At 61.5% G+C, this 19832-nt stretch carries 18 protein-coding genes; 13 read left to right on the plus strand and 5 right to left on the minus strand.

What is annotated here, in order from left to right:
• Nucleotides 1-6: 6 nt before the first annotated feature.
• The 4 genes from JET17_RS16795 to JET17_RS16810 all read right to left on the minus strand — a co-directional run bounded on the left by JET17_RS16795 (nucleotide 7) and on the right by JET17_RS16810 (nucleotide 4722).
• Nucleotides 7-1470, minus strand: a complete 1464-nt coding sequence (locus JET17_RS16795) for an AMP-binding protein (RefSeq protein WP_012315154.1) — start codon at nucleotides 1468-1470, stop codon at nucleotides 7-9.
• Complete coding sequence (locus JET17_RS16800) at nucleotides 1460-2137, minus strand: thermostable hemolysin (RefSeq protein ID WP_012315155.1); 678 nt, start codon at nucleotides 2135-2137, stop codon at nucleotides 1460-1462. The genes JET17_RS16795 and JET17_RS16800 overlap by 11 nt, the downstream gene beginning before the upstream one ends.
• Before the next feature lie 440 nt (nucleotides 2138-2577).
• Nucleotides 2578-3825, minus strand: coding sequence for an IS256 family transposase (locus JET17_RS16805; RefSeq protein WP_012315156.1), 1248 nt, complete (start codon nucleotides 3823-3825; stop codon nucleotides 2578-2580).
• Between the two features lie 132 nt (nucleotides 3826-3957).
• On the minus strand, nucleotides 3958-4722 hold the full coding sequence (locus tag JET17_RS16810) for a hypothetical protein (protein ID WP_012315157.1): 765 nt from the start codon (nucleotides 4720-4722) through the stop codon (nucleotides 3958-3960).
• Between the two features lie 270 nt (nucleotides 4723-4992).
• Here JET17_RS16810 and JET17_RS16815 point away from each other — a divergent pair, with 270 nt between their 5' ends.
• The gene (locus JET17_RS16815) at nucleotides 4993-6429 is read left to right on the plus strand and encodes an IS1182 family transposase (protein ID WP_012315158.1); all 1437 of its coding nucleotides are present in this window, start codon (nucleotides 4993-4995) and stop codon (nucleotides 6427-6429) included.
• Between the two features lie 355 nt (nucleotides 6430-6784).
• Here JET17_RS16815 and JET17_RS16820 read toward each other — a convergent pair whose 3' ends face one another.
• Nucleotides 6785-7822: a GlxA family transcriptional regulator gene (locus JET17_RS16820; protein ID WP_012315159.1), complete on the minus strand. Its 1038-nt coding sequence runs from the start codon at nucleotides 7820-7822 to the stop codon at nucleotides 6785-6787.
• A 146-nt stretch (nucleotides 7823-7968) separates the two neighbouring features.
• On the opposite strand from JET17_RS16820, the gene JET17_RS16825 reads away from it, so the two are divergent.
• The 12 genes from JET17_RS16825 (at nucleotide 7969) to JET17_RS16880 (ending at nucleotide 19814) form a co-directional block, all read left to right on the plus strand.
• Nucleotides 7969-9537, plus strand: coding sequence for an L-serine ammonia-lyase, iron-sulfur-dependent, subunit alpha (locus JET17_RS16825; protein WP_042112058.1), 1569 nt, complete (start codon nucleotides 7969-7971; stop codon nucleotides 9535-9537).
• Nucleotides 9538-9540: 3 nt separating this feature from the next.
• Nucleotides 9541-10551, plus strand: a complete 1011-nt coding sequence (locus tag JET17_RS16830) for a proline racemase family protein (protein ID WP_012315161.1) — start codon at nucleotides 9541-9543, stop codon at nucleotides 10549-10551.
• A gap of 133 nt (nucleotides 10552-10684) precedes the next feature.
• The gene (locus JET17_RS16835) at nucleotides 10685-12004 is read left to right on the plus strand and encodes an MFS transporter (RefSeq protein ID WP_012315162.1); all 1320 of its coding nucleotides are present in this window, start codon (nucleotides 10685-10687) and stop codon (nucleotides 12002-12004) included.
• Between the two features lie 384 nt (nucleotides 12005-12388).
• Nucleotides 12389-12724 carry an RAQPRD family integrative conjugative element protein gene (locus tag JET17_RS16840; RefSeq protein ID WP_012315163.1) on the plus strand — a complete coding sequence of 112 codons (336 nt, stop codon included), beginning with the start codon at nucleotides 12389-12391 and terminating at the stop codon, nucleotides 12722-12724.
• On the plus strand, nucleotides 12711-12950 hold the full coding sequence (locus JET17_RS16845) for a TIGR03758 family integrating conjugative element protein (protein ID WP_012315164.1): 240 nt from the start codon (nucleotides 12711-12713) through the stop codon (nucleotides 12948-12950). Before JET17_RS16840 ends, JET17_RS16845 begins: the two co-directional genes overlap by 14 nt.
• Before the next feature lie 15 nt (nucleotides 12951-12965).
• Complete coding sequence (locus tag JET17_RS16850; protein ID WP_012315165.1) at nucleotides 12966-13343, plus strand: TIGR03745 family integrating conjugative element membrane protein; 378 nt, start codon at nucleotides 12966-12968, stop codon at nucleotides 13341-13343.
• A 7-nt stretch (nucleotides 13344-13350) separates the two neighbouring features.
• Nucleotides 13351-13752 carry a TIGR03750 family conjugal transfer protein gene (locus tag JET17_RS16855; RefSeq protein ID WP_012315166.1) on the plus strand — a complete coding sequence of 134 codons (402 nt, stop codon included), beginning with the start codon at nucleotides 13351-13353 and terminating at the stop codon, nucleotides 13750-13752.
• Nucleotides 13749-14390: a PFL_4703 family integrating conjugative element protein gene (locus tag JET17_RS16860; RefSeq protein ID WP_012315167.1), complete on the plus strand. Its 642-nt coding sequence runs from the start codon at nucleotides 13749-13751 to the stop codon at nucleotides 14388-14390. Before JET17_RS16855 ends, JET17_RS16860 begins: the two co-directional genes overlap by 4 nt.
• A complete protein-coding gene (locus JET17_RS16865; protein WP_012315168.1) occupies nucleotides 14387-15193 on the plus strand; it encodes a TIGR03749 family integrating conjugative element protein in 807 nt (268 codons plus the stop codon). Before JET17_RS16860 ends, JET17_RS16865 begins: the two co-directional genes overlap by 4 nt.
• On the plus strand, nucleotides 15183-16691 hold the full coding sequence (locus tag JET17_RS16870; RefSeq protein WP_012315169.1) for a TIGR03752 family integrating conjugative element protein: 1509 nt from the start codon (nucleotides 15183-15185) through the stop codon (nucleotides 16689-16691). The genes JET17_RS16865 and JET17_RS16870 overlap by 11 nt, the downstream gene beginning before the upstream one ends.
• Entirely contained in the window at nucleotides 16654-17073 is a 420-nt protein-coding gene (locus JET17_RS16875; protein ID WP_012315170.1) for a TIGR03751 family conjugal transfer lipoprotein, read from the plus strand. The genes JET17_RS16870 and JET17_RS16875 overlap by 38 nt, the downstream gene beginning before the upstream one ends.
• Complete coding sequence (locus JET17_RS16880; protein ID WP_012315171.1) at nucleotides 17073-19814, plus strand: conjugative transfer ATPase; 2742 nt, start codon at nucleotides 17073-17075, stop codon at nucleotides 19812-19814. The genes JET17_RS16875 and JET17_RS16880 overlap by 1 nt, the downstream gene beginning before the upstream one ends.
• Nucleotides 19815-19832: the final 18 nt, after the last annotated feature.

The raw sequence follows: 19832 nt of genomic DNA on the forward strand, positions 1-19832 counted from the left end.
TCAACCTCACAGCGAAATGTCGGATAACAGGGCGTGATAGCGCTGCAGGATCGCCTCGCGTCGCGGGCGGCCGTTGGCAGTCAGGGTTTCGTCGCGCTCGCTCAAGGGAGCGGGAAGACGGCGCCAGGTATGTACCTGGGCGTAATCGGGCAATTGCGCGTTGCAGTGTTGTACGGCCAGCTCGATGGCCTCGTCGGTGGCCGTGGGGTCCAGTGGCCAGAGCAGTGCCAGGTTGCGCGGCAGGCCTTCGCCATGCACAAACGCCTGGGCAATCACACCGCCCTGGGTGAGTTCGGACTCCACCCATTCCGGGTTGACGTTACGCCCGAAACTGGTGATGAACTGGTGCTTCTTGCGACCGTCGAGGTAGAGGTAACCCTCTTCGTCGAGGTGACCGAGGTCACCCGTTGCCCACCACTTGTCGCTGACCGGTGTGTCCTCCAGATAGCCCAACAAGGTCGAGCCGGCCACCAGCACCTCGCCATCCCCCGCGATGCGCACCCGCACATGGGGCAACGGCTTGCCGACGCTGCCAACGCGCACGGCCCCTGGCCGGTTCAGCGCCACCACCGAGGCGCACTCGGACAACCCGTAACCCTCGAACACCGGCAAGCCCACCGTCTCGGCCCGGGCCAGCAGGCTGGGTGACACCCGCGCGCCGCCCACCGCCACGAAGCGCAGCGGGCCAACACGCATAAGCCCGCGCTCGACGGCGGTGACCAGCCCCATCAGCAACTGCGGCACGAGGATCAGGCTCTGCGCGCCACTGAGCGCAATGGCCCCCAGCAAGCGCTTGAAATCCACCTGGCTTGCCCCGCCCATGCCCAGTTGTTGCTGTGGATAGAGCTGGACGCAGGCACCCGCCATAAGCGCGGCGTACACGCCCAGGTTCTCCAGCAAGACGCCCAGAGGCAGTACGGCCAGATAACGCTGAGGCTCGGCTGGCCGGCTGGCAGCTTCCAACTCACGCGCCACCCGCAACATGGCCTCTGCTCCCAGGCACACGCCCTTTGGTGCCCCGGTGCTGCCAGAGGTGTAGGTAATCTTTGCCGTGCCCGCCGGCATCGCAATGGCGCCGTGCGGTCGCGTCCAGAAGCCCCCTGGCTGCTGGGCAAAGCCTTGCTCAAGGAGCTGGGCCGTCCATGGTGGTTCGCACAAAACAATCGTCGCACCACTCTGCTTCAGGCAATGTCGAAACTGAGCCGCGCTGAAGAACGACGGTACGATCACGCACGGACGCTCGGCGAACAGTGCCGCCAGGTCCCAGAACAGCACTTCAGGACCGTTATCCAGTACCACCACGAACGCGCCCGGTGGCTGGCTCTGCAAGCGGGCTATACGGGACTCAACCTCGTCGAGGAGTTGCCGGTAGGTATAACGCTGAACGGGGCCCTGCACAGCTACAGCATCAGCTTTGTGCTCGGCATGCTGGAGCAGCAAGGCCCGAAAGGCGCTCGGTTCATGCGGCATGACCGGCCTCCTGGGCTAGACAGGGAAACCCAAGGCGCTGAAACACACCCGCGCGGGTCAGGGCATCGAAGCCAAAGCCGATGTTGCCGGCGAATACCTGGGGGCGTTGATCGTAGTAGCTACCCCACTGATCCACCTGGCCCTCTAGACGTTCCGGGTCGGCCGCCGCCAATACCGTGGGCATCAGCCCCAGCCGCTGGAAGCTGTTGATCAGCGTCGCCGCACCCGTGAATGCGACCCACTCCAGACCACGCATGGCCAACAACCACGTCACGGCAATGATCATGATCCGCGCGCTGCCGGCGCTGGATGACGCCAGGTTGCCCACCTCGACCATGCATGCCCGGTCCAGGGAAACGCCGGCGACCTGCGAGATGGTCGCCTCTACAGGCGCATCCAGGTATCGCTCGAGGAACAGAGGACCGTCGCTCGCCGGTCGCATGCCGGCGGCAGCAATCAGTCGGCCACGACTGTCATGCAATGCCAGCAGTTCTGGCAAGTAATGCTGCACATCTGCCTGATGCACGGTGGCAAAGCACTGGTGGATGAAATGCTGCAAGGCTTCGCGTGCCGGATCACCTGCAATGTGAAGCGTCAGGTGCGCGTGATGGTCGGCATGGCTACCAATGGGTAGCGGGAGCAGAGTGCTCCAGTGAGGCTGGGTCATGAAACTCCCCCCGTTTGGGTTCGACGGAGGGATTATCGGAACCGAATCTGAATGGAATCTGAAGTCGAACAGCCCAGGGCGTTTGTGACCATGGTACGACGCGTAGAAAGAACGTATTGCCTACTTGCAAGGGCTACGCATTCGCTGGACGTCCGATAAGGGTCGAAAGTTGCCGGTCGTGGATGGCTACTTACGACCCAAAGCTGCCCTTCACGAGGGGCAGCAATTTGCCAGAAGCGGACTGAGGAACGGTAAATAAATCTGTCCCCTTTTCGTTGGGTTGCCAAGCGACCCCAAAAGAAAGAGTACGGTGAGTCAGGCACTCTTCGACTGCTGGTTTTGGGGCTGCTTCGCAACCAAACGCGGGACAAGCCCGCTGGAAGTGTCAGATTTTTTGTGTGCGGGCCGGTAACGGCCTGCCGTCAGGCAGGCCCTGACTTTCACCAAGTCGCCCTGATGAACCGATCTCCGTACAAAATCGCGAATTGATTCATTGCACTTTTCCAATCATGCGCCGCTGAGCCCCAGTTCGCCGTGATGTTTCGCAGCCCCAGCCAGATCAGCTTGGTAGCTGCGTCATCGTTCGGGAAATGGCCTCGGGTCTTAATGATCTTGCGCAGCTGGGCATTGATACTCTCGATGGCGTTGGTGGTGTAGATCACTTTCCGGATGGCTGGCGGGAAGACAAAGAAGGGAATCACTCGATCCCAGGCGCGTCTCCAGGCCGCAACGACCGTTGGATACTGCTTGCCCCAGGGCCCGTTTTCAAACTCATCGAGTGCCTGCTCAGCCGCTTCGGCGTTGATGGCCTGGTAGATCGGCTTGAGCGCCTTGGCCAGTGCCCGGCGCTTGTCCCAGGCCGCGTAGTCCAGGCTGTTGCGGATCAGGTGCACGATACAGGTCTGCAGCGTCGCCTCTGGAAACACGGCGCTGAGAGCCTCTGGCATGCCTTTGAGGCCATCGGTCACGGCAATCAGCACATCCTCGACACCACGTGTCTTGAGATCGTTGAAGACCTTCATCCAGAACTTCGCACCCTCGGTGTTCTCGATCCAGATGCCCAAGATATCGCGCGTCCCGTCGGGTAGAACGCCCAGCGCCAAGTAAATGGCCTTGTTGCGCACCAAGCCTTCTTCGCGGATCTTCACCCGCAGCGCATCGAAGAAAATAACCGGGTACATCGGCTCCAGTGGCCGTTGTTGCCACGTGCCAATCTCTTCCATGACCTCGTCTGTCACAGAGCTGATGAAGTCGGGTGAGACCTCTGTTCCATACTGCTCGGACAGAAAGGCCCGGATCTCTCTGACCGTCATGCCACGGGCGTACATGGCGATGATCTTGTCATCGAAACCGGTGTACCGCCGCTCATGCTTGGGGATGAGAATGGGCGCAAAACTGCCGTCTCGGTCACGAGGAATTTCCAGCCGCAGCGGGCCATCACCGGTCAAAACCGTCTTGCCACTCTTGCCGTTACGCTGATTGGTTTCATCCTCTGGGCGCTGCGCGCCCGGCGGATAGCCCAGGTGGTGGCCAAGTTCGGCATGCAGAGCGCGCTCGATCAAGGCCTTCTTGAACGCCGCAGAGGCATCCTCGATAGCCTCTGCGGTCATCAGACCCTCACCGAACTGCTCCAGCAGCTCTTTGGGGATTTTGGGCAGGTCACGCAAGGGTTTCTTTTTGGTTGGCATACATGCACCTCTTACTCATGTTATGCCCGAACACAAAATTTCTGACACCCTCAGCCCGCTCGCCACAGGTTACTTATTGCCTGTTCTACCTGAATACCTTGAAAAGGCTGCATCTACCTCGCAGCCAAAAAGCTAGGACAAATCAGCGACAGGGCTGACGCTACTGTCTCGTTCTGCGATGCTCAACACCACCGGTAGCTGCTGCACCACAGGTACCTCGGCCGTCTTCTCAAGAAGTTCACCCAAGTCGAAAACGGCCATTTCGACATAGCGTTTTATGCACATCCGCTCGTAGGAAACGCTGCGAATACCGTCCAGTACCAGCCAGTTCAAGAACAGTGCGCCCATACCCAGCACCACGATCACCGAGCCCTTGCCCCATGTGAACAAAGGCGTGGCTTTAATAATTTCCGTGCACAACGCGATCATTAGGGCGATCAGAGAGGCGAAACTCAGGTTCTGCGATAAAGCAGGCCTGGCGGGTTTTCCGGTCAGGCCTGCATAAGCTGACAACTCGCGTAGTTTCTCTACCGTGTAGCCCTCCTTGTGCAATCCCTCCAGAAAGAAGGCATAACAAAGGGTGTTTTCCCGCTCAAGGCTCGGCTGCTGGTCAATCGCGTGATCTGCAAACTGCTTCGGGTAAACTATGCGCAATGCCTTAAGGCGCGTGACATAGAGTAGAAGAGCCCAAGGAGCCAGTGCCATGTAGGTGTAAGGAATTAGCGTAGGGTTCTTGATGCCGAACATTGCGAACACAAAAAGCAATGCGGTTGACCCTACAGCTGACCACATTGGCCATAACTTGCGAGCATTATGGAGTTTGAAGATGTGTTTGTTGGGTTGTTTACGACTGATTTTATAAAGGGCCTCGAGTTGAGCCCATTCCTTGAGTTTCATGACCCGTCCTTATTTTGAAAGTCGTGATAGCTGAGCGGTACAACGTTGCCCGCAATTGCCACTGCTTACAACCCACAGCCAAAAAAGACGATCGAAAGGCGACAGATTTATTTTTCTATCACTGTCCGATTTTGGCCGTTAGCGCCCTCCACAACGGGCGGCTTTGGGTCGATAGCGGTCACTCACGACCGGCTGCTTTCGACCCAGGCTGTGTGAAAACGCCCGCAGTTGTCTAACCTTCTGACCGTCGTGATCGTGGCGGGGACAATCATGAAGCGGTTCATCGAAGGTGAGGCTCGGACGCAGGTCACATTGCTGCCAGAGTGCCTAGATGACTACATCACCGATGAAAACCCAGTGCGAGTGGTCGATGTCTTTGTCGATGAACTCGACCTGAGCGCGCTCGGTTTCGCAGGCGTCGATCCGGCAGCAACAGGTCGCCCGGCCTACCATCCAGCGGTCCTGCTGAAGATCTACATCTACGGCTACCTAAACCGCATTCAGTCCAGCCGCCGGCTCGAGCGTGAAGCTGAACGCAATGTCGAGTTGATGTGGCTTACGGGGCGTCTGGCTCCAGATTTCAAAACCATCGCCGACTTTCGCAAGGACAACGGTAAAGCCATTCGCAGTGTCTGCCGTCAGTTCGTGATCCTCTGTCGCAACCTCAACCTGTTCTCTGACTCAATCATTGCCATCGACGGCAGCAAGTTCAAAGCCGTGAACAATCGCGACCGTAACTTCACCCAGGCCAAGGTGAAGGCCCGTATGCAGCAAGTCGAGCAGAGCATTGAGCGCTATCTGACAGCGATGGATTCGGCGGACCGGGCAATGCCGGAGGTAGCTGTGGCCAAGGCCGAGCGACTGAAAGAGAAGATCGAAACGCTGAAACAGCAGATGCAGAAGCTCAAAGACATTGAAACGCAGCTACTTCAAACCCCAGACAAACAAATTTCTCTCACAGATCCCGATGCTCGCTCCATGTCAGTTGGTGGTCGGGGCAGTGGCACCGTTGGCTATAACGTGCAGACGGCCGTTGACGATCAGCACCATCTGATCGTTGCACATGAGGTGACGAATGTCGGTCATGATCGCGGCCAGTTGAGCAACATGGCGAAGCAAGCGCGTGACCAAATCGGTACTGAATCGCTGAATGTCGTTGCCGACCGGGGCTACTACACAGGCACGGAAATCGTTGCATGTGAGCAAGCTGGAATCTCGCCCTTCGTACCTAAACCACTGACCTCTAGCAGCAAAGCCGAAGGTCGATTTGGCAAGCAGGATTTCCTGTACGTCTCGGCATCGGATGAGTATCGATGCCCTGCGGAGCAATTACTGACCAAGCGTTACTCAACTTGGGAAGACGGGATGCTGATGCATGTTTATTGGTTCTCGGGCTGCCAGTCCTGCGCAATGCACAAGCAATGTACGACGGGCAAGGAGCGGCGGTTGAAACGCTGGGAACATGAAGCGACCCTCGACTCGATGCAGGTTCAACTGGAGCACGATCCTGGGAAAATGAAGGTGCGCCGTCAAACCGTTGAGCATCCATTTGGAACGCTCAAGTACTGGATGGGGGCGACCCACTTCCTGACCAGGACCCTGCCAAGGGTCAGTACTGAAATGAGCCTCCATGTGCTCGCTTACAACCTCAAGCGAATGATGAGCATCTTGGGCATCAGGGGGCTGCTCGAAGCGCTCAAAAGGTGAAATGGCCTACTGAGCCGCCAGTTAGGGGCCCCAAAGTCTCCACGAAGGACTCATACCGGCCAGATGCACCCTTGCGAGGCCAACTAAGCTAATCCAGGCAATTTCCTGCCAGTTTTGCAAGCGCCCCTAGATAGCCACGACCTTCAACGCATTCCGCGAGTTTTCACACAGCCTGGACCCAAAGCTGCCATTGGGACGCAATGCTATGAATCGAAAGCAGCCTCTCCATTCATCCTGGCAACGCATGAACCTGGCCTTTCCTTCCAAGCCTGGATGCCCGCCCGCGCTTACAACAAAAGACATTTCCTTTGCCGCCTAAAAGGGTATCTATGCTGCGCCGGGGATTGTCAGCTCGCTACAACGGAGCACGCACCTGGTCCCGCCACTGCGAGGGCAGCATCCCATACGCTTGAGAGAACTGCCGATTGAAATGTGACAAGTCAGTAAACCCGGTCTCATACGCCACCTGCGTCACCGGGTTCGCCGTGCTTTCCAGCAACCAGCATCCCTGCTCCAGCCTGACTCGCCGGTAATATTCCGAAGGTGTCACTCCAAGGTGCTTGGTGAACAGACGCGATAGTTGCCGCTCACCGATGTTCGCTTTCTCGGCAATTTCCGCAATCGACAGTGGCGCACGGATATGTTGATGCATCAGGAACACTGCCCTGCGCACCTTACCGTCTAGCGCAAAGGCCTTCGAGTCCGAATGCAGCAAGGGGATCTGCGGATGGTTGGCCCCGCGCATCTGGTCCGAGATCAGGTGCCTCAGGCTCTTCGTCGCGCGGTCAACGCCGCAATGCCGGCTGACCAGATAAAGAGCCAGATCCATTGTCGATGTGCCACCCGCGCAGGTGATGATGCCTTTGTCGACGATGAATATCTCATCGGTCACGGGGATCGAGCAGGGGAAGTACTCCTGGAATTCGCTGTAGTGATACCAGTGAACGCTGGTGTGCACGGCGTCCATCAACCCCGCCTTTGCCAATGCAAAGGAACCGGTGCAGGCCCCCACCAGCACCGCTCCGCTCGCCTGGGCTGCGCGCAAGTACTCCAGCACCCGGCGATCATAGTCCAGAGGCCGCGGCACTCGCCCGCCCACTACCACGATGTAGTCGAACTGCGCTGGGTCCTCCAGCGCGGCCTCCGGCCGTACCTCCAGCCCGCAACTGGCCTTGAGCATCGACCGGTCGGCAGCCATCAGCCTCCAGCGGCACAGTACCTGATCACTTTTGTCGCCTTTGTCGGCCGCGTGCCGCAATACCTCGACGAAGCCGGAAAACGCCATCAGGGTAAAACCCGGCAACAGCACAAACCCCACCGACAGGCCAGGCACGCTCACGCTCGGCAGATGATCGTCCACCGGAGAGGGGAAATTCACCTTGGGGGTGTCCATCGTCAGCATCCTCACACCTGATGTCCGGATAATACCTGCTGATGTCGGCTATGTACTCATTCTGCCGCAACCTTCCCCCCTATGATTTTTCAACGGGCAAGCCTGAGCCCGGCCATAACTCCAAGACCGCACCCGTGGAAGCGTTCATGACCCAAGACATCAGCCTGCTCAATACCGTCATCGGCCCCGTGATGCGTGGCCCCTCCAGCTCTCATTCTGCCGCACCCTACATGATCGGCCGAACCGTGCGGGAACTGGCGCTCGGCCCTGGGGAGCGGTTGAAATCGGTGGTCATCCGTTTCGACCCTTCTGGCTCGTTCGCCGAGGTATACAGCAACCAGGGCAGCGATGAAGGCTTTGCGGCCGGGCTGGCGGGCGTGGCGATCACCTCCGAAGCGTACAGGCAGGCCTTGCAACGCGCTTGCCGAGGGGAAGACTTCGAGTTCGCTATCCGCATCGGGCCGCTGGATCGTAACGACCATCCGAACCGGGTCGATCTGCATGTATGCGTCACTGGCATCCATGCCCAGGAACGCACCGATGTGTTCGAGGGCGTGTCGCTCGGCGGCGGCACATTTCTGGTTACCCACCTCAATGGCCAGCACATCAATGTGGACGGCGCCGCGTACACGTTGATTGCCGAACACGAAGTTGCGGCAACAGGCGACCTGTTGCCCTACCTTGAAGGCGCGCAGGTTGCGGAGCAACACGCGCTCAATGGCATGACGCTCTACGCCCTCACCGTCGCGCCATCGGTCCGGATGCTCGCCGACCTGCGCGGGCTGGCTGGCCTGCGCAGGGTGCGCCTGGCCAGCCCCACCCAGGAAGTGGTGCACAACCGCGAACGTACCCTGCTGGGCGCCAGCGAACTGCTGCAACGTGTAGCTGCGGACGCCGACTTGGCCGATTTTGCGATGGCTTACGAATGCGCCCGGCTCGGGCTGGACCTGGCAGCCGTCCAGCAGCGCTTCGATGAACGCGTGCAGTTGATGGCCGCCTCGGTGGAGGCCGGTCTGGCTAAGGAAGACAGCGCCGGCATGAAGTACCTGCGCCCTACGGCCCGTCGGTTTTCCCATACCCCGCTGCCGGAGCCACTGGAAACCAGCTTCCTCAAGACAGCTATCGCCGGCGCATTGGCCGCCATGGAAGAAACCACCAGCCGCGGCGTGGTGTGCGCGGCGCCCACGGCAGGCAGCGCCGGCATCGTGCCCGGTTGCCTGCACGCACTGCGTGTACTCGGCGCCAGCGAGCATGCCTTGAGCGACAGCCTGAAAGTGATGGCGCTGATTGGCGCACTGTTCGCGGTGCGTGGCTCATACGCCGCAGAAACGGGCGGCTGCTCGGTGGAAACCGGCACCTCGGCAGCCATGGCGGCGGCCGGCATCACTCACTACTTCGGCGGTACGCCGGCGCAGATCCTCGCCGCCGCGTCCATCTGCCTGATGAACACCTTGGGCCTGATCTGCGACCCGGTGGGTGGCGAAGTGGAGATCCCCTGTCACGCCCGCAACATCGCCGGCGTAGGCCATGCGTGGAGCGCCAGTACTGCGGCACTGGGCGGTTTCGATGCAGTCATTCCCTTCGATGAACTGGTCGAGCAGACCGTGAAGGTAGGCAACATGATGCACCCCGATTTGCGCTGCACGGCGCGCGGCGGTTGCGCGACCACGCCCTCAGCGCTGCGCCTGGTCGCTGTCAAGAACCTGGGAGCCTGAAACATGGACATCATTGAACTGGCGGGCGTACACGCCGAAGGTGAAATTGGCCGGGTGCTGATCAAGGGTGCACCCGCCATCCCCGGACACAATCTTCGCGAAAAGATGGATTACCTCAATCACGTGGATGACAGCCTGATCCGGCGCTGCCTCTTCGAACCTCGCGGTTCGGCCAACATGACCGTGAACCTGCTGCTTGCACCGGTGGATGCTTCGGCGGACATCGCGTTCATCCCCTTGCAGCCCGACGGCGCCCACGCACTGTCTGGTTCCAACTGCATCTGCGTGGCCACCGCCGCCCTGGAAATGGGCACGATCGTCATGCACGAACCGCTTACCACGGTGGTGATCGAGACCCCGGCCGGGCGGGTGGAGGCGCGGGCCGAGTGCCGCGCCGGCAAGTGTGAACGGGTAACGGTGAAGATGGCGCCCAGCTTCGTCGAGCACCTGGACCACCCACTGGAGGTGCCCGGCCTTGGGCAACTGAACGTGGATGTGGCCTATGGCGGCTGCTTCTTTGTGCTGGTCGAGGCCGAGCAACTAGGCGTGCGCCTGGTGAAGCAGGCGGCGCGACGGCTGGTTGAACTAGCCGCCGTCATCAAGCAAGCCGCCCGGGAGCAGATTCACCTCGCGCAGCGCCCGGAAATGGGCACCTGCAAGATCGAATACGTGATGTTCACCGACAACGAGGACGGCAAACGGCTGAACTGCAACATCATCCATCCCGGCCGCGTCGACCGCTCACCTTGCGGCACCGGCAGCGGTGCACGGCTGGCGACCCTGCACCGACGTGGCCTGGTGGCACTGAACCAGCCCGTGACCTTCCACAGCCTGATCGGCAGCACGTTCGAGTGCCGGATCGTCGAGGAGGCCGAACCCCTCAGCGGCAACATCACCCATGAAATCAGCGGCAGGGCCTGGCTCTACTCCCACGAGAAATACTGGGCAGATACCACAGACCCCTACGCCAGCGGCTACGTGCTCTCAGACACCTGGGGGCCGGATGCCGACTAGATAGCCCCCACTTACTCGCACCACGACCACCTGCCAGGCCGGCCTTCTGATCGGGCGACGGATTCGCTCAGCCCTGAATAACCGATCCACACCCTTTAACCCGACGCCAACTATAAAAACAGCGAGGCACACCATGAGTACAGTCGCTACTGGATACTCGGAATCCGTTACACCCGGTTCGATCCCCTTCGATGACGCGCCGCTACGGCGCGTACACGTCAAGGCGATTGCCGGCGGCATGGGCGGCCAGTTCACCGATGGTTTCATCATCGGCATGATCGGCATCGCCCTAAGCATGGCCGCCGGTGACCTGCACCTGAACAATTTCTGGACAGGCCTGATTGCCGCTGGCTCCCTGCTCGGTATTCTGTTTGGCAGCTTGCTGGCCGGCTCGGTGGTCGACCGTATCGGCCGCAAGGGCATCTACAACCTGACGATCTGGGTGTTCGCCGTTGCTGCGGTGCTGCAATTCTTCGTCACTTCTCCTGAGCAGTTGCTGGCGTTGCGCCTGGCGCTAGGGCTGGCGATTGGCGCCGACTACGCGGTCAGCCTTTCGCTGGTCAGCGAGCTGGCACCCAAGCGCCATCGCGGCCGCATCATGAGCGCCGTGATGATCGCCTGGGTGGCGGGCTTCGTGTTCGCCTACTTTGCCGGTGTGCTGATCGAGAATATGGGGGAAGGCGCGTGGCGCTGGGCCCTGGCCAGCAGCTTCATTCCGGCGGTGATCACCCTGCTTATCCGCATGGGCACGCCTGAGTCGCCGCTGTGGCTGATCTCCAAGGGCCGTCGGCCGGAAGCGCAGGCCATCGTCGAACAGCACATGGGCGCCGATATTGCCTTGCCGGTGGAAAGCTCCGTACAAAAGAACGCCGGCTGGGCACAGTTGTTCAGCCGCACCTGGCGCAAGAATGCCTTTGTGGGCGCGGCGTTCTACTTCTGCCAGGTGATACCTTTCTTTGCGTTGGGCACGTTCATTCCGCGGGTGCTGGAAGCGATCAACGTGGAGAACACCGAGGCGGGCTCGATCATCTACAACATCTTCCTGTTCGTCGGCATCCTGGCCGGGTTCTGGATCGTCGACAAGATCAGCCGTCGTGCCTTCCTGATCGGCAGCTTCTACTTCTGTGCCGCCGTGCTGCTGGTGCTGACCCTGTGGGCGGGCATGCCGCCAATGCTGGCGGTGGTGTTGTTCTCGGCGTTCGCGGTGGTGATGTCGGGGTGTACGGTGCTTGAGTATGCCTACCTGCCAGAGCTGTTCCCGACTGAATTGCGTGCTTCGGGGATCGGCTTTTCGGTGGCCATGAGCCGGCTGGGTGCAGCGGGCGGGACCTTCCTGCTCCCGATCGTAATGGAGACCCACGGGGTACAGGCGACGCTGGGCATCTGCATCGGTGCGCTAGTGCTGGGGGGGGTGATTTGCCAGGCGTTTGCGCCGGAGCCTGCGCGAGCTTAAAGCGTCGTGGTGGTGCTCTAGTTAGTGGAAAACGCCTAAGCATGGTCGAAAGCAGTCAGCGGTAATCGTCTGCTTTCGACCCACGCTGAGTGACAATCCAAACGGATCTCTGAAAAACGCGAGGATACGTGACATCTGTAATGTCTAGGTTATTCGGCTAACTCAAATTTCGCGCAGGAGCGCATGATTCTCATCGCGCTCTAACCAGTTAGAGCGCGCCGATCTCTTCACACAGAGTGGAGCGATAGTGTCTGTCGTGACAGACAAAATACGCTCTCGCTGCATTCTTACGTGCTAAAGCGAAGGCTTGCAGATCCCTTTAACTCAAGCAAACAATTCTCTACCTCTTCAGGGTGAAAGCCAGATCTACGGCTGGATTTCACCATGAAAACGACCTCTACCTCCCTGCTGCTTTTCTGTCTGGTGTCGCTCGGTGTCGCCGCTCAAGACGTGAGCGAGCGCTTGGCGCTGGACCTTGTGCAACGCCAGCTCACGGCCATCGGACGATTAGCTGACCGCGAAAGTAGCAGCTCAGTAGGTGCTGCTGGGGCCCGCTATCGCTTCGACTATCCGAGGTTCGCTTCGGACCTTGAGCGCATGCGTCAAGGCATCCACAGATACCTGTCGCCCTCCCGCGCGCAGCCAGCGGATCTGGTCGAGCTGACCGGTGATTACCGTGCCGAAGCGCCCCAGTCGAGCCCCTCTCATGAGCATGACTGACGCCCAGCTCAGCGCGTTCTCGGCCGTGGCTGGGTTTACCCCGCAGCTCAGTTCGGTAATGTGGCGCTCATCGGTGCTCGTGCTCGCATTGCTCTGGTGCACCTGGGCGCTGTGGACCGGCTACCGCGGCTGGGCGGCCGGCAATCTCAATTTCGGTGCGCTCGGCGGCAGCACGCTGCGCCTGGCCCTCGCCCTTATCGTGCTGATGTTTTTCATGCTGTCGTAATCAGGAGACCTTGCCATGAACCTCGCCCGTCGTTGCCATCGCCCGCTCGCTCTGTTGCGGGAGTCCTGTTCCCGAGCCCTGTTCGGTGGCCTGGGGCTGCTGAGCTCGACGCTGGTTTGGGCTGATCTGCCGACCATGGAGGCGCCCTCCCGTGGCGAAGGTTCGGGGCTGATCGACACCATCAAAAATTACGCCTACGACGGCGGCATCCTCCTCGGCCTATTGATCGCCACCCTCGCCTTTCTCGGTGTAGCCTGGCATTCCCTGACCGTCTACGCCGACGTGCAGAACCAGCGCAAGACCTGGAAGGACCTGGGCGCCGTCGTCGGCGTCGGCGCGCTGCTGGTGGTGGTGATCCTGTGGTTCCTCACGAAAGCCGCAACGATCCTGTGAGGTCACCATGTCCGACGCCCCTGCCACCCTGCCTGACGGCACGTTGAGCTTCCTCCCCGAACGCCTCAATCGTGACCCGGCCGTCTTGCGCGGACTCACCAACGACGAGATGTGGGTCGCATTGATCATGGGCGCAGGGCTAGGTGTGATTCTCGGCGCGCCGCTGGCGGTGGCCACCGCCTCCATCGCTACCCTCCCCACCTGTATGTTCATCTGCATGGCGCTGGTGTTGCTGGGCGGCGGCAAGCTACTGCGCCGAGCCAAACGTGCTCGTCCCGAAACCTGGCTATACCGACGTCTGCAGTGGCACCTGGCTGTGCACTGGGGTGTCGGCACTCATCAGTTGATCCTGCACTCGGGGCCTTGGACAGTGCGCCGCACGCGTCGACATGCGAGGGCGACGCCATGAGCCGCTTCCGCAACAAGGTGGATGCGCAGCAGGCGCATATCTTCAGTCTACGTCTGGCCGTTTCGATTCTGGCACTGCTGTGCTGCGGGCTGTGGTACGGCTGGCAGGCCGCACCCTCCGAGCTCACCATTCACGTGCCGCCCGATCTGCGCTCCGGCAGTACGCGCAAGTGGTGGGATGTCCCCCCGGAAAACATCTACGCCTTCGCCTTGTACATCTTCGGCCAGCTCAACCGCTGGCCCACCGACGGCGAGGTCGACTACCACCACGCCATCTTTGCCCTGCAGCCCTACCTGACCCCGGCTTGCAAAACCTTCTTTGACGGCGACTTCGAGTACCGCAAGGCTGCCGGCGAACTGCGCGGCCGGGTGCGCGGCGTATATGAGGTGCTGGGCCGCGGCTACAGCGACGACCCCGACCTGCGGGTGAAGCAGTTGGATAAGCACAGCTGGCTGGTGAAGCTCGACCTCAACGCCGACGAGTACTACGCCGCCGAACCGGTGAAACGCGTGGTGGTGCGCTACCCGCTACGGGTGGTGCGCTTCGACGTCGACCCCGAGCACAACAAGTGGGGTCTGGCCCTGGACTGCTACGAAGGCACACCGCAGAAACTGACGCTGCCTGGAGGTGCGGGATGATGCGTGTCTTGATCATGATTCTGACGGTTGCCGCAGGCTGGTGTTCTGCAGTCGGTGCGGTCGAGGTCAAATACTGGGACCGCTTGCCGCTGGCCGTACCGCTTACGGTGGGCCAGGAGCGGGTCCTGATGCTGGATGAGGATGTCCGCGTGGGGGTGCCGGGCACGATCGCCGGCAAGCTGCGTGTGCAGTCCGTCGGCGGCACCGTGTATCTGCGAGCCGCGGAAGCCCTTCCCCCTACCCGGCTGCAGCTGCAATCGGTGAAGTCAGGCGACATCATCCTGATCGACATCGAGGCGCTTGAGGGAAGCGAGGCGCTGGAGCCGGTCAAGATTGTGGCCCAGGCCTCGGCACCGGACGTGGAGGCTGCGAAGGAGGCGGCACCTGCAGCTACGCCGGTACCGGTGGTGCTCACCCGCTATGCGGCGCAGAACCTCTATGCGCCCCTGCGTACCGTGGCCCCACTGCCCGGTGTGCGACGGGTGCCGCTGAGCGACTCTGTTGCGTTCAGCTCGTTGCTGCCCACCGAGCGGGTTTCGATCAAGGCACTCGCCGCCTGGCGGCTGGGCGATTACTGGGTGACCGCAGTGAAGATCGTGAATCGCGGTCCCGGCAAGGTAGTACTGGACCCGCGCCACCTGCAGGCCACGCTGTTCGCCGCAACATTCCAGCACTCGGACTTAGGTTTCACCGGTACGCCCGAAGATACCACCGTGGCGTATCTCGTCACCCGTGGCGGTGACCTGAAGCATGCGCTGCTGTTGCCTCCGCCAACGCCGGAGGCTGCCGATCATGAAAGCTAACAGCCTGCTGAAGTGGTTGGTACCCGGGGTCCTGCTGGGCATCGTGCTGATCATCATCAAATCCTGGGTGGCCGCTCCAGATGGCCAGCGCACTCACGATCCGGACAAGGCCACACTAACTGCCGAGCAGGCCAAAGCCTTGGGCATCGCCGGCGACACCCCGCGCGACACCGTGGCCACGCTGATCGGTCAGGTCAAAGCGATGCGCAGCGAGATGCAGACGCTGAAGAAAGGCAACGATGCGCTGCAGACCGAGAACTACCGGTTGCGCACACGCGAAGGCAACATCGACACGCGCATCCAGAGCACGCTGAGCAGTGTCACCCAACAGGTCACCGAGCAGCGCCAGCAGGCCAACGATGCCCGGCAGAAGGCCGAGCAGCAGCACCGCGAGACCCAGGGGCTGCTCTCCAGGCTCAAGGACCAACTTACCGGCAAGCCAGCCGCGAAGTCAGATGTTCCCGTGGGCTTCGGTCTTGAGCCAGGCGACGAGCAGCAGTTTGCAGGGCCTCAGGCACCGGCAGATGCGGTGCAGTGGATCGAACCGTCGAATGCACGCGCCGGGCAAGAGGACACCGGCAAAGCTGATGGTCCGCTGTCGTCGTTGACCTCAAAGTTCAAGGACCTGCACGGTCTGGACGACAACGCCATCGACCGTGGCCAGGACCGCTTGCGTGCTGTCGCCAAAGGCGAGCGTGACTCGGAAAACGCCCGGGACCGTACCGAAGGCGCCCGCCCCGTCTACACCATCCCCGAGAATTCGACGCTGATGGGCTCGATCGCCATGACCGCGCTCATTGGCCGGGTGCCGGTGGACGGCACCGTGAACGATCCCTATCCGTTCAAGGTGCTGGTGGGGCCAGACAACCTCACTGCCAACGGCATCGACCTGCCGGACGTGGTCGGCGCGGTCATGAGCGGCACCGCCGCCGGTGACTGGACGTTGTCCTGCGTGCGCGGCCAGGTCGAGTCGATCACCTTTGTCTTCAGCGACGGTACCGTGCGCACGGTGCCACAGCCGCAGAAGGTCGTCAGCCGCAATCGCAGCAGTACTCAAACCTCGGACACCGAGAAGATCCGCGGCGGCCTGGGCTACATCTCCGACCCTTACGGCATTCCGTGCATTTCTGGCGAGCGCCGCTCCAACGCCCAGCAGTATCTGGGCAGCCAGAGCCTGATCACCGCAGCCGGCGCCGGCTTCGCTGCAGCCCTGGGCAGCGAGCAAACCAACACCTCATTCATCAATTCGGCCAGCGGCAGCCTGGGCCTGTCCCAGAACAGCGGTAACAGCGCGCTGAACTCGGTGATAAGCGGGGGCATTGGCGACATCCGTGAGTGGATCAACAAGCTCTACGGTGAAGCCTTCGCCGCCATCTACGTGCCGCCCGGGGCGAAAGTGGCCCTGCACCTGGACCACGAAATCAGCATCGACTACGAACCCAAAGGCCGGAGAGTGAACCATGAAAGCCCATCCGTCTCGGTACTGGATCTGGATTAGCCTGCTGCTCGGCCTGCACCTGGCCGGCTGCTCCACCAGCAAGGAGGAAATGCTGCCCCACGGCGATCACACCATGCTTGATATCTGGAACGGCGGTGGCTCGGTCGGTACTCAGCAACAGCTGCGGGAGGCCCGCGGCGAACTGCGTCGGCCGGTGCTGGATCCCGAGCGCCTGATCAACGCCCAGAGCGCCTACACGCGCACCGCCGCCAACGAGATCCGTACCCAGTTCCCACGCCTGCCCAATCCAGACCTGGTCATGTACGTTTACCCGCATCTGGCCGGTACCCAACAGACGCCGGTGCCTGGCTATTCGACCGTGTTCCCGTTGTACGAGAAGGTCCAGTACGCGCTGCCCGGCGAGCGCCTGGACGATCTGTGATGGCTGATGACGCGAGTCGCGATCCGTCCCGCTGGGAGCCCTGGCGCGCGGCACAGCGCCGTCGCGCCACCCTGGCCGACGAAGCCGCCCAGTACGCGCACAACCCCAGCTTCGCCGACCACCTGCCCTGGGTCGAGTATCTGGAAGAGGAGCAGTCCATTCTGCTCGACGACAACCGTTCCGTGGGCGCAGTGTTCGAGCTGCAGCCGATCGGTACCGAGGGTCGTGAGCCCGAATGGTTGATGGCTGCGCGCGACGCCCTGGAAGATGCGCTGCAGGACAGCTTCGACGAGTTCGACCAGGCGCCCTGGGTGGTGCAGTTCTTCTGCCAGGACGACAGTGACTTTGCCCCGTACCTTGAACGCCTGGAACGCTATATCGCGCCGCGCGCGCGAGGTACGCCGTTCACCGAGGCCTTCCTCACGTCGATGCAACGCCACCTCGACGCCGTCGGCAAGCCGGGCGGGTTGTTCGACGACCATGTCGTGTCTCACCTCCCCTGGCGCGGCAGCAATCGGCGGATTCGCCTGGTGGTCTACCGCTGGCTCGGGGAGCAGGCCGACGAGGATGGGCAGAACCCGGTCCAGCTGTTGAGCCGCACCTGCGATCGTCTGGTGGCCTCGCTGCAGGCCTGCGGAGTCAGCCCTCACCGGCTGACCGGGCACGATTTCTACGCCTGGTTGCTGCCCTGGTTCAACCCGGCCCCTGCCCTCACCGACGAAACGCCTGCCGCGTTCTATCGACGTGTGCCCTACCCGGAGACGGAGGGCAGCGAGGAGCTGCCGTTGCCGTTCGACCACGACTTCGCCGAGCGGCTGTTCTTCCAGGAACCGCGCTCCGATAGCGAGCAGGGTCTGTGGTACTTCGATCAGCAGCCCCACACCGTGATGGTGGTCGACAAGCTGCGCAGACCGCCGCATATCGGCCAACTGACCGGTGAGACGCGCAAAGGTGAGGCGTTGAACGCCTTGTTCGATCAATTGCCCGAGCAGGCGGTGATGAGCCTGACTCTGGTGATCACGCCCCAGGATGTGCTCGAGGAGCAACTCAATCGCCTGGCGCGCAAAGCCATCGGCGAGAACCTCGCCTCGACCCAGACCCGCCAGGACGTGGAAGAAGCCCGTGCGCTGATTGGTCGCCAGCACAAGCTGTACCGTGGCACGTTGGCGCTGTACCTGCGCGGCGCCGATGAGCAGCAGCTGCGCCAGCGTTCGGTCCAAGCTGCCAACGTATTGCTCGGCGCCGGCCTACAACCGGTGCGCGAGGGCGATGAAGTGGCCGCCTGCAACAGCTACCTGCGCTGGTTGCCGATGGTCTACAACCCGGTGCGGGACCCACGCAATTGGTACACCCGGCTGCTGTTTGCTCAGCACGTCGCCAACCTGCTGCCGCTCTGGGGGCGCAGCATCGGTACCGGCAACCCGGGTATCACCTTCTTCAACCGCGGTGGCGCGCCGCTGTCATTCGACCCGCTGTCGCGCTTTGACCGCTCGATGAATGGACACCTGCTGTTATTCGGCCCGACCGGCGCCGGCAAGTCGGCCACCCTGGTCTCGATCCTGATGCAGGTCATGGCCGTGTACCGGCCGCGGCTGTTCATCGTCGAGGCGGGCAACTCCTTTGGACTACAGGGTGACTATTTCGCCACCCTCGGCCTAACCGTCAACAAGGTTCAGCTCAAACCGGGCAGTGACGTAAGCCTGGCGCCGTTCGCCCATGCCCGGCGACTGATCGACCATCCGGACCAGGTCGCCAGTCTGTCGACTGAAGACCTGGATGAGGCCGCCCCGGACAGTGACGAGCAGCGCGATGTGTTGGGCGAGCTGGAGATCACCGCACGGCTGATGATCACCGGCGGCGAAGCCAAAGAAGAGGCGCGCCTGACCCGGGCGGACCGCAGCCTGATCCGCGAGTGTATCCTGGATACCGCCCGTTACTGCGCGACGACTGAGCAGCAGGTGCTGACCCGGCATGTTCGCGATGCCCTGCGTAAGGTCGCCAGCGACACCCACCTGCCCGACAAACGCCGTGAGCGTGCGCAGGAGATGGCCGAGTCCATCGACCTGTTCTGCCAGGGTTTCGAAGGTGCACTGTTCGACCGGCCCGGCACACCCTGGCCGGAGAGCGACGTGACGATCGTCGACCTCGCCACGTACGCCCGTGAGGGATACGAGGCGCAGATGTCGATCAGCTACATCAGCCTGATGAACACAGTGAACAACATCGCCGAGCGCGATCAGTACCTCGGCCGTCCGATCATCATGGTCACCGACGAAGGCCACATCATCACTAAGAACCCGCTGTTGGCGCCCTTCGTGGTCAAAGGCACGAAGATGTGGCGCAAGCTCGGCGCCTGGTTCTGGCTGGCAACGCAAAACATGGCCGACTTGCCCGATGCGGCGCAGACCATGCTCAACATGATCGAATGGTGGATCTGCTTGAATATGCCGCCAGCGGAAATCGAGGAAATAGCCCGCTTCAAGAAACTCACGCCGGCGCAGAAAGCGCTGCTGCTCTCCGCAAGCAAGGCCTCGGGCAAGTACACCGAGGGCGTGGTCCTGTCGAAGAACCTGGAGACGCTATTCCGGGCGGTGCCACCGAGCCTGTACCTCGCGTTGGCCATGACCGAGCCCGAGGAAAAAGCTCAGCGCTGGCGGTTGATGGAAGAGCACCAGCAGTCCGAGCTGGAAGCCGCCCTGCAGGTCGCGGCGGAGATTGATCGCCTGCGCGGCATCTCGTGAACGACACCGTCAGCGCTA

This window comes from Pseudomonas putida, assembly GCF_016406145.1.
In the GTDB taxonomy this organism is placed as follows: Bacteria; Pseudomonadota; Gammaproteobacteria; order Pseudomonadales; family Pseudomonadaceae; genus Aquipseudomonas; species Aquipseudomonas putida_E.